Origin of the sequence: Lutibacter sp. (assembly GCF_040883305.1) — a bacterium.
In the GTDB taxonomy this organism is placed as follows: Bacteria; Bacteroidota; Bacteroidia; order Flavobacteriales; family Flavobacteriaceae; genus Lutibacter.
In genome coordinates this window covers 1-6,489 of record NZ_JBFLKT010000394.1, presented here as the reverse complement: position 1 = coordinate 6,489, position 6,489 = coordinate 1, and the positions used below count along the sequence as shown (strand labels likewise).

At 31.5% G+C, this 6,489-nt stretch carries 6 protein-coding genes; 3 read left to right on the top strand and 3 right to left on the bottom strand.

Features of this window, described 5'->3' with window-relative positions; all coding sequences use genetic code 11:
• The 3 genes from AB1Z17_RS12625 to AB1Z17_RS12615 all read right to left on the bottom strand — a co-directional run.
• Positions 1–1,116: alanine/glycine:cation symporter family protein (locus AB1Z17_RS12625; protein ID WP_368052141.1), on the bottom strand; the 1,116-nt coding region annotated here is incomplete at its 3' end.
• A gap of 125 nt (positions 1,117–1,241) precedes the next feature.
• Entirely contained in the window at positions 1,242–2,237 is a 996-nt protein-coding gene (locus tag AB1Z17_RS12620) for a TrkA family potassium uptake protein (RefSeq protein ID WP_368052140.1), read from the bottom strand.
• Between the two features lie 6 nt (positions 2,238–2,243).
• Positions 2,244–2,471 (bottom strand): PspC domain-containing protein, encoded by a 228-nt coding sequence (locus tag AB1Z17_RS12615; RefSeq protein ID WP_134247693.1) that lies wholly within the window; start codon positions 2,469–2,471, stop codon positions 2,244–2,246.
• A 104-nt stretch (positions 2,472–2,575) separates the two neighbouring features.
• Between AB1Z17_RS12615 and uvrA the strand changes: the two genes are divergently transcribed.
• The 3 genes from uvrA to AB1Z17_RS12600 all read left to right on the top strand — a co-directional run.
• Positions 2,576–5,401 (top strand): excinuclease ABC subunit UvrA, encoded by a 2,826-nt coding sequence (uvrA, locus tag AB1Z17_RS12610; RefSeq protein WP_368052139.1) that lies wholly within the window; start codon positions 2,576–2,578, stop codon positions 5,399–5,401.
• Between the two features lie 56 nt (positions 5,402–5,457).
• On the top strand, positions 5,458–6,168 hold the full coding sequence (locus AB1Z17_RS12605) for a TIGR00730 family Rossman fold protein (RefSeq protein WP_368052138.1): 711 nt from the start codon (positions 5,458–5,460) through the stop codon (positions 6,166–6,168).
• A 94-nt stretch (positions 6,169–6,262) separates the two neighbouring features.
• On the top strand, positions 6,263–6,489 hold a 227-nt coding region (locus tag AB1Z17_RS12600), incomplete at its 3' end, for a hypothetical protein (protein WP_368052137.1).

Here is a 6,489-nt window from a genome sequence, read left to right as displayed (position 1 = left end):
TAACAAAGAAACAATACCTTCAGAAGCTGGGTAATTAGTTCTTACGGCAGAATGTGCAATTGCGGCTGAACCTGCTCCTGCTTCATTAGAAAATACCGCACGTCTAAAACCTGTTATTAAAACTCCAAAAAAACCACCTAAACCTGCGCTTGGACTAAAAGCCTCTCTAAAAATTAATGCAAATGCATCATCTATATAACTCCAATTATCAACCATTACTATAAGACAAGCAAGAACATATATAACAGCCATAAATGGTACAACTTTTTCTGTTACTGAAGCAATTCTTTTAATACCTCCAATAATTACAAAACCAACAATTATAGCAATTCCAACACCAATAAGAGTTCCTGTGTAACCACCTTGCATACCCATCATTGCAGCCAATTGTTCTGCTGCCTGATTAGATTGAACAGCGTTTCCACCACCAAATGAAGCTCCCACACATAAAATTGCAAAAACTACTGCTAAAACTTTACCGAATTTTTTAAAACCTCTTTCAGCCATACCTTTAGTAAGGTAATACATTGGACCACCGTAAACGGTTCCATCTTCGCCAACATCTCTATATTTTACACCTAAAGTACATTCAACAAACTTTGTGGACATACTTAACAAACCTGCAACTACCATCCAGAATGTTGCTCCAGGACCACCTATAGATATTGCTAAAGCAACCCCTGCAATATTTCCAAGACCAACTGTACCCGAGACTGCTGTTGCTAAAGCTTGAAAATGACTCACTTCACCTTCCTTGCTTTCATCTCGTATGGTATCAACTAAATCTCCATCTACTATATTTAAATCTGCCTTTTCAATTCCGTGTTCTTCCTCATCTTCATATTTACCTCTAACTACATTAATTGCTAAACCAAACCTCCTTAAGTTAATAAAGCGAAAATAAACTGTAAAAAATAATGCACCAATAACTAATAAAAAAACTACTAAAGGAACACCTGTACCAGGTACAACCCAGAATACAATTCCTTCCCATTTAGCTGTAATTGGCTCAAACCAATCATTAATTTTTTCATCTAATCCTTTTTGTGCTGTCTCTTGTCCAAATGATAACAATGGGACTATTATTGCTAATAGCAAAAGAAGTTTATTCTTCATAATTTTTTGGTTAATTTTTAAAAGTTGCTGCAATATGGAAAAAAAATGAGGTTACTACAAGTTTTTAACAATTTAAAAGAAAATTTAGTATCAATCTAAATAATGGTATATGAATTAAATAAAACTTAAAATATCTCTCTCAATTTCAGTATTTGTTCTTTGTTTCCTAAAACAATTAAATGGGTGTCTTTTTCTAATTTTGTAGTTGCATCTGGGTTGATAATATATTCATTTTGTTGTGTTTTAAAACCAATTACATTACAACCTGTTTGTTTTCTTAAATCTAAATCTAAAATAGTTTTTAAAATATATTCTGAAGGCAATTCATTTACTGATATTTCTTCTAAATTAGCTTCAACATCGCCCGTTATTGTTAGCCTATCAACAAATTCTATTAAATCTGGAGTAACAACAAGAGATGCCATATGAGCACCACCTAACTTATCTGGCATAATTACATTTGTAGCTCCTGCAAACTTTAGTTTTCCGTAAGAAGATTCATTTGAAGCCCTACTTATAATAGTGAAATTTTTATTAAACTGACGTGCAGATAACACTACAAATAAGTTATCTGCATCTGAAGGCAATGCAGTTATTAAGCTTTTAGCTCTCTCCAATCCTACTTTTGCTAAATCTTCATCGTTTGTTGCATCTCCTTCAATAAATAAAATATTGTCTTTTTCTAATTCAGCAACTTCATTTACTCTTTTTTCAATTACTACACAAGGTTGATTAAATTGAATTAATTTAGCAACTGCCTGTTTTCCATTACGTCCGTAACCACAAACTACAGTATGATTCTTTAAATTCTGAATTTTTTGTTGCACTTTTTTTTGTTTTAATTGTTCTAATATTTTTCCACTTGCTAAATATTCTGTTAAGGCTGTTACGGTATACCCGTAAACCATTATACTTATTAAAATTAAAAATATTGTAAATAGCTTTTCGTTGTTGGTAAGTGGATGAATTTCACCAAATCCAACAGTTGTCATTGTAATAATTGTCATATACAATGAATCTATAAAATTATCATCAGAAAGGGTCATATAACCTCCAACTCCTATTGCAATTACTATAAGTAATAACCCAATTGAAATAACTAATTTTGATTTACTTTTCATAGTATTTTATAAATCGAATACCGAACTCCTTTTAGTATAAATTAAATCTTTTAAGCGCAGTAAAAATGCCAATGTCAAATAAATTCCAAAGGAAAATCCTAAAGTTACAAATGAAATATAAATAAAAAATAAACGCACATTAGATACGTTCATTCCTAATCTATCTGCAAATCTAGATGACACGGCAAAACCGTGTTTTTCAAAAAAATGTCTTAAAGAATTAATCCAGTTCAATGCTTACATATTTTAACGCAATATACTAATTTTCAAAATAAGATGTACTACTACATTAAAATTGTAATTTCATTTTTTTAACTTTGCAACTTTCCAAAAATCTAATGACAAAACAACAAGAATATATTGAAGTATTAGGTGCACGTGTTCATAATTTAAAAAATATTGATGTTCGTATTCCTAGAGAAAAGCTAGTTGTGATAACTGGTTTAAGTGGTAGCGGGAAATCGTCGTTAGCTTTTGACACTATCTATGCTGAAGGTCAGCGTAGGTATATTGAAACATTTTCAGCGTATGCCAGACAATTTTTAGGCGGATTAGAACGACCAGATGTTGATAAAATTGATGGTCTTTCGCCTGTAATTTCTATTGAACAAAAAACCACGAATAAAAGTCCTCGATCAACGGTTGGTACCATTACAGAAATTTACGACTTTTTACGATTATTATTTGCGAGAGCAGCAGATGCGTACAGCTATAACACCAATAAAAAAATGGTGAGTTATAGCGATGAACAAATAAAAGAATTAATTTTAACTGATTTCAACGAAAAAAAAATAGCAATTTTAGCTCCTGTAGTTAAATCTAGAAAAGGTCATTATAGAGAGTTATTTGAGCAAATTGCAAAACAAGGTTTTGTAAAAGTACGCGTAGATGGAGAAATAAAAGACCTTGAAAAAGGTATGCGTTTAGACAGGTACAAAACGCACGATATTGAAATTGTAATTGACCGCTTGTTAATTAATAATTCTTCTGAAAAAAGACTGGAAGAGACCATTACAACTGCCTTATATTCCGGAGAAAATGTATTGATGGTTTTAGAACATAATACAGATATTCCACGCTATTTTAGCCGAGAATTAATGTGTCCAGAAACCGGAATTTCGTATCCGAATCCTGAACCTAATTCATTTTCATTTAATTCACCAAAAGGTGCTTGTCCTACTTGTAATGGACTTGGTAGAGTTAATAGAGTTAATATTCAAAAAATAATTCCGAATACTGCTATTTCAATAAAAAGTGGTGGTATCGCTCCAATTGGTGAGCAAAAAAATAGTTGGATTTTTAAACAATTACAACTTATTGCAGAACGCTATAATTTTCAATTAACAGATCCAATATCTAAAATCCCAAAAGAAGCTTTAGATATTATTTTAAACGGTGGAAATGAAAAGTTTGAAATTGCTTCCAAAACAATGGGGATTACTCGAAATTATGAAATTGATTTTGAAGGTATTGTAAACTTTATTGAAAATCAACACAAATCGAGCGACTCAACTTCAATAAAACGATGGGCAAACAATTTTATGGACGAAATTGATTGCGAAACGTGCAATGCCAATCGTCTTAAAAAAGAAGCTTTATATTTTAAAATAAATAATAAAAATATTTCAGAATTAGCGCAGTTAGACATTTCAGAATTAGCAGATTGGTTTTCAAATATTGAAGATAAATTATCTAAAAAACAGCTAAAAATAGCTTCGGAAATACTAAAAGAGATTAGAACTCGCATTCAATTTTTATTGGATGTTGGTTTAGATTATTTAGCCTTAGATAGAAGTTCAAAGTCACTTTCAGGTGGTGAAGCGCAGCGCATTAGATTAGCAACGCAAATCGGCTCTCAATTGGTTGGAGTCCTTTATATTTTAGACGAACCAAGTATTGGTTTACACCAAAGAGATAATGCAAAACTAATAAAATCGCTTATAAATTTAAGAGATGTTGGTAATTCTGTAATAGTGGTTGAACACGATAAGGATATGATTGAACATGCCGATTTTGTGCTGGATATTGGTCCTGGCGCAGGTGTGCACGGAGGTGAAATTGTAAGTGAAGGTACTTTTGAAGAATTAAAAACACACAACACCTTAACTGCCCATTACTTAAATGGAACAAAAGAAATTGCAGTACCTAAAAAAAGAAGAAAAGGAAATGGAAAAAAAATTACATTATCTGGTGCAACAGGAAACAACTTAAAAAATGTTACTGTAGATTTTCCTTTAGGTAAACTAATTTGTGTAACGGGTGTTTCCGGCAGTGGAAAATCCACTTTAATAAATGAAACATTATATCCAATTTTAAACAAACATATATACAGAGGTGTAAAAAAACCAATGCCATACAAATTGGTAAAAGGTTTAGAACATGTAGATAAAGTTATTGATATTGACCAATCTCCTATCGGCAGAACTCCACGCTCTAACCCTGCAACTTACACAGGTGTTTTTAGTGAAATTAGAAGTTTGTACGCAAAAACCAGCGAAGCTGCTATTAGAGGTTATAAACCCGGAAGGTTTTCATTTAATGTAAAAGGTGGGCGTTGTGAAACTTGCCAAGGTGGTGGTGTTCGTGTTATTGAAATGAACTTTTTACCAGATGTGCATGTAGAATGTGAAACCTGCCAAGGAAAACGTTTTAACAGAGAAACCTTAGAAATTAGATACAAAGGAAAATCTATTTCAGATGTATTAAATATGACTATTGAAGATGCCGTTGTATTTTTTGAAAACATTCCAAAAATTTATAGAAAATTAAAAACGATAAACAATGTTGGTTTGGGTTATATTAAACTTGGACAGCAATCTACAACACTTTCTGGTGGTGAAGCGCAACGTATAAAATTAGCCGCAGAATTGTCTAAAAGAGATACTGGAAACACATTTTACATATTAGATGAACCAACTACTGGACTCCATTTTGAAGACATTCGTGTACTTATGGAAGTTTTAAATAAATTAACAAACAAAGGAAATACAATACTTGTTATAGAGCACAATATGGATGTAATAAAATTAGCAGATTACGTTATTGATATAGGAATGGAAGGTGGAAAAAATGGAGGTGAGTTAATATGCTGCGGTACTCCAGAAGAAATAAGTTTGAATAAAAAAAGCTATACTGCTAAATTCTTAAAAAAAGAATTACATTAGTCCGCAAACTTTTTTAAACTTATATTTAGCAACTTAAAAAAAGATATTAAAAGTATATGATTCCAAATGAAGATAGAAAAATAAGAGAAAAGTTTCAACAAAGAACTTGGAACGAAATTAAAACCAACGATTCTTGGGCTATATTTAAAATTATGGCAGAATTTGTGGATGGTTATGAGCGTTTAAGCAAAATTGGTCCGTGCGTAAGTATTTTTGGTTCTGCACGTACAAAAGAAGACCACAAATACTATAAATTAGCAGAAAGTATTGCTTATAACTTAACAAAAAACGGTTACGGAGTTATTACTGGGGGTGGTCCAGGAATTATGGAAGCTGGTAATAGAGGTGCTGCTCGAGGTAAAGGAACGTCGGTTGGATTAAACATTGAATTACCTTTTGAGCAACATGACAATCCTTATATAGATTCAGATAAAAGTTTGGATTTCGACTACTTTTTTGTTCGTAAAGTAATGTTTGTAAAATATTCTCAAGGTTTTGTTGTAATGCCTGGTGGTTTTGGAACTCTAGACGAATTGTTTGAAGCTATCACTTTAATTCAAACAAAAAAAATTGGTAAGTTTCCAATAATTTTAGTAGGCACTAAATTCTGGTCTGGCTTGTTAGATTGGATCAAGAACACCTTGCTCGAAGAAGGAAATATAAGTCCAAAAGACCTCAATTTAATTTCTTTAGTAGATACTGAAGATGAAGTTTTAGAAGTTATAGATACCTTCTACAAAAAATACAGTTTAAGCCCTAATTTCTAAACTTTAACAACCCTTGAAAAAGTACACATATTTTCTGTTTATAATTGCTTTTATCTGTTTCAGCAAAGTCTTTGCTCAAACAAATAAAATAAGTATGTATGCTACTTTATTTCAAGAAACTAACGAAATTAAAATTCAACAAGAGACTACATTTTATAACAAATCTGACAGTATTTTAAATGAAATTTACTTTCACAATTGGCCTAATTCCTATAAAGATAAACAAACACCTTTAGCCAAACGTTTTATTGAAAACTATTCTAAAACATTTCATTTTACAAACGACAAACATAGAGGTAATACTAAAATAAACGGAATCTC

What these genes read in the sequence shown, in the direction of transcription:
- uvrA (WP_368052139.1), top strand. Translation starts at nt 2,576, where the DNA reads ATGACAAAACAACAAGAATATATTGAAGTATTAGGTGCACGTGTTCAT.
- AB1Z17_RS12605 (WP_368052138.1), top strand. Translation starts at nt 5,458, where the DNA reads ATGATTCCAAATGAAGATAGAAAAATAAGAGAAAAGTTTCAACAAAGA.
- AB1Z17_RS12620 (WP_368052140.1), bottom strand. Translation starts at nt 2,237, where the DNA reads ATGAAAAGTAAATCAAAATTAGTTATTTCAATTGGGTTATTACTTATA.